We start from the raw sequence: 2,157 nt of genomic DNA, 5'->3' as shown, positions 1-2,157 counted from the left end.
TTAATTCCATCCCCTGATACTTGTTTATAACCATCTCCAAACTCAACCGTTTTAATTCGATGCTTAAATTCACCACTGGGAGAATCCTGAATTTGAGTTTTCCACTGAAATACGTCAACTGCCATATGAACTCCTATAAAGGAAAAAACCGCACTCGGCGGCCTTAGAAATGAAAAACCCGCCGAAGCGGGTTAGTTAATGTCCAATCGTTTCATATATTTTATATACCGCAAAAAACAAGCTAGGCAGACCTAAAATCCAGAGAATGATGCTTAAGCGCATATCCTTCAATTTGCCATCAAAAGCAACTTTTTGCTTGTCCATGGAAGATTTTAGTTCAACGCCTTGTAAAGCTATTGCGGATTCAAGCTTATTCGACTGCAAAGCCAGTGCTGCCTCAAGTCTACTCGACTGCAAGGCGATAGTTGACTCTAATTTAGATGTTTGTAAGTCAATCTTGCTATCCAGCTTTAGCATCGTTTCATTTAAGCGAGACAAGGTAGACTCCATGGAATCAACTCTTGTCTCTAGCTTTTCTATGCGAGCGTCCATATCTACCTCTATTGCATTATTGGTTGATTCAATTTTAGCACCAGCTGATCACATAATCACCAAATAATGCCATCCGTGGCTTGAGATTAAAGCGCGTTATCCGGCATTGATACCATTTTATCAATGTAATAACCGTATAATTTAGCTACCCCTTGGATAATTCCTTCTGGTGTATCCATCCTATTTGTAAGCCTATCTACTTGATTGGAATGGTTATCGTAAATTTCCAGTTTAACGGTGTATCTAACTTGCTGAGATACAGGCAAGCCCTCTTTACCTAAGAACTCACCCTCAATCACTTTAGTTGCCAGATACGCTATCGCAGACGGAAGCTGGTCATGACTTAGTTCGTCAATATGGTTGACCCCAAACTCACGATGAACCATTTGGAATAACGTTCTATCACTGATGCCATATTTACCCATTAGGGTATTAACCAGTCCACGTAAGGGAGTGCGATCATAGGTTGTGGTTTTGGAGACGTCTAAACTACTTTCCTCAACCTCGCGGTCCAGTATATCCAATGCCCATTTACGGAACTCTTTAGCAACACTCGTCTTTGAGAACATAGCAATTAGGTGGGCACCCCTAAGAGAAAAAACGCGTACCTTTTTTTGTAAGTTTTCATCGTAACCTTTTGATTTATTCGAGACCCTCAATTTGAGGGTCTCGGTCATCGCTGAGGTGAACTCATCAGAGTTACGCTCATAAATCTGAGTAACCGCATCTGATTTTTTGTATTCAAGCGCTTTCGCCAACTCAACAGCAGTGAACCAAATTTGAGTGGAGCGATATACAGGATTTAAAACTCTGTCACGAAAAACTAATTGTTTCGTGTTATGTAATTCATTAAGTTGTATACTGAACATGTCAGTTTTCTCCAAGATTTCTGGCAATTTCGAAGCCCTAACTATCCCCACGATGGTTGGGGCTTCACCACTATGAACTAACCTTACTTTATTATTACTCTCTAAATAAAATGTCTTCGATTATGTTCCAATTTTGGGACAGAAGTCGAATAATCAGCTAGTTATACTCGTAATACGAGTAAAATATATTTATTTCCTATTTTATACTCTCGATTGTCCAATCATCATTGATGAGCTTGGTGTTGCCTATCTATAAAAATCACGAAAGTAAATAATCATTTGTTACATCTATAATAAAAAGCAATAACCCTTTGTAAAGTTTGCATCAAAATTTTATCCCAAAACTTGGAAGGCACTCATAAAAGCTAAAATGCCACTTAATTCCCCATTAAAAAGAAATAAACACAATTAAAAAACTTGACATGGCATTAAATTAGCTTTTTATCTTGTATTTTACAATAAATAAAATAAATAAAAATTTTCAATTAATTGCATTATATGCTATGTAAAAGAATAATATTCTATAAACAAGTCTCATTTAAAAATAATGAACTTATAATTATCTTATAATGATAATACGCAATTAATACCTCTTTTGATTTCTATAAAACAGCATATTTTATTTTACATAAAATTAGCCTTCCGTGGCTTCAAGTTCTTAATAACTACTTGCTTGTGATTGAAAACCTAGCCATCTTGGGATGATACCACTGTGAACCACGCTGTTCAGCCTCTG

General features: G+C 36.6%; 2 protein-coding genes. Both read right to left on the bottom strand.

Features of this window, described 5'->3' with window-relative positions:
* Positions 1 to 195 precede the first annotated feature (195 nt).
* Positions 196 to 552: a hypothetical protein gene (locus AACS90_RS22565; protein ID WP_099123645.1), complete on the bottom strand. Its 357-nt coding sequence runs from the start codon at positions 550 to 552 to the stop codon at positions 196 to 198.
* A gap of 86 nt (positions 553 to 638) precedes the next feature.
* Positions 639 to 1,421 carry a BRO-N domain-containing protein gene (locus AACS90_RS23400; RefSeq protein ID WP_099123644.1) on the bottom strand — a complete coding sequence of 261 codons (783 nt, stop codon included), beginning with the start codon at positions 1,419 to 1,421 and terminating at the stop codon, positions 639 to 641.
* Positions 1,422 to 2,157: the final 736 nt, after the last annotated feature.

Source organism: Xenorhabdus sp. KK7.4 (genome assembly GCF_963876465.1).
GTDB lineage: Bacteria > Pseudomonadota > Gammaproteobacteria > Enterobacterales > Enterobacteriaceae > Xenorhabdus > Xenorhabdus stockiae.
The sequence above is the reverse complement of the archived record's forward strand: the minus strand, read 5'-3'. Positions and strand labels throughout refer to the sequence as shown.